The sequence below is a fragment of the Providencia sp. PROV076 genome (assembly GCF_028483405.1).
GTDB lineage: Bacteria > Pseudomonadota > Gammaproteobacteria > Enterobacterales > Enterobacteriaceae > Providencia > Providencia huaxiensis.
Map to the genome: position 1 here is coordinate 1 of NZ_JAMPRR010000074.1, position 1,133 is coordinate 1,133.

Annotated in this window: 2 protein-coding genes; both read right to left on the reverse strand. The window is 59.8% G+C overall.

Translation table 11 applies throughout. The annotated features are described in order from the left end of the window. Positions 1–23 precede the first annotated feature (23 nt). Positions 24–863 carry a sulfonamide-resistant dihydropteroate synthase Sul1 gene (gene sul1, locus PSF67_RS22015; RefSeq protein ID WP_000259031.1) on the reverse strand — a complete coding sequence of 280 codons (840 nt, stop codon included), beginning with the start codon at positions 861–863 and terminating at the stop codon, positions 24–26. Beyond that, positions 857–1,133 (reverse strand): DMT family transporter (locus tag PSF67_RS22020; RefSeq protein WP_017900405.1); only part of this gene is annotated, 277 nt, incomplete at its 5' end. The genes sul1 and PSF67_RS22020, both read right to left, overlap by 7 nt.

The window sequence follows — 1,133 nt, forward strand, 5'->3', positions numbered from 1 at the left end:
AGCGGGCGGCCGGAAGGTGAATGCTAGGCATGATCTAACCCTCGGTCTCTGGCGTCGCGACTGCGAAATTTCGCGAGGGTTTCCGAGAAGGTGATTGCGCTTCGCAGATCTCCAGGCGCGTGGGTGCGGACGTAGTCAGCGCCATTGCCGATCGCGTGAAGTTCCGCCGCAAGGCTCGCTGGACCCAGATCCTTTACAGGAAGGCCAACGGTGGCGCCCAAGAAGGATTTCCGCGACACCGAGACCAATAGCGGAAGCCCCAACGCCGACTTCAGCTTTTGAAGGTTCGACAGCACGTGCAGCGATGTTTCCGGTGCGGGGCTCAAGAAAAATCCCATCCCCGGATCGAGGATGAGCCGGTCGGCAGCGACCCCGCTCCGTCGCAAGGCGGAAACCCGCGCCTCGAAGAACCGCACAATCTCGTCGAGCGCGTCTTCGGGTCGAAGGTGACCGGTGCGGGTGGCGATGCCATCCCGCTGCGCTGAGTGCATAACCACCAGCCTGCAGTCCGCCTCAGCAATATCGGGATAGAGCGCAGGGTCAGGAAATCCTTGGATATCGTTCAGGTAGCCCACGCCGCGCTTGAGCGCATAGCGCTGGGTTTCCGGTTGGAAGCTGTCGATTGAAACACGGTGCATCTGATCGGACAGGGCGTCTAAGAGCGGCGCAATACGTCTGATCTCATCGGCCGGCGATACAGGCCTCGCGTCCGGATGGCTGGCGGCCGGTCCGACATCCACGACGTCTGATCCGACTCGCAGCATTTCGATCGCCGCGGTGACAGCGCCGGCGGGGTCTAGCCGCCGGCTCTCATCGAAGAAGGAGTCCTCGGTGAGATTCAGAATGCCGAACACCGTCACCATGGCGTCGGCCTCCGCAGCGACTTCCACGATGGGGATCGGGCGAGCAAAAAGGCAGCAATTATGAGCCCCATACCTACAAAGCCCCACGCATCAAGCTTTTGCCCATGAAGCAACCAGGCAATGGCTGTAATTATGACGACGCCGAGTCCCGACCAGACTGCATAAGCAACACCGACAGGGATGGATTTCAGAACCAGAGAAAGAAAATAAAATGCGATGCCATAACCGATTATGACAACGGCGGAAGGGGCAAGCTTAGTAAAGCCCTCG

Coding starts and splice junctions, on each gene's coding strand:
- sul1 (WP_000259031.1), bottom strand. CDS start 863: ATGGTGACGGTGTTCGGCATTCTGAATCTCACCGAGGACTCCTTCTTC.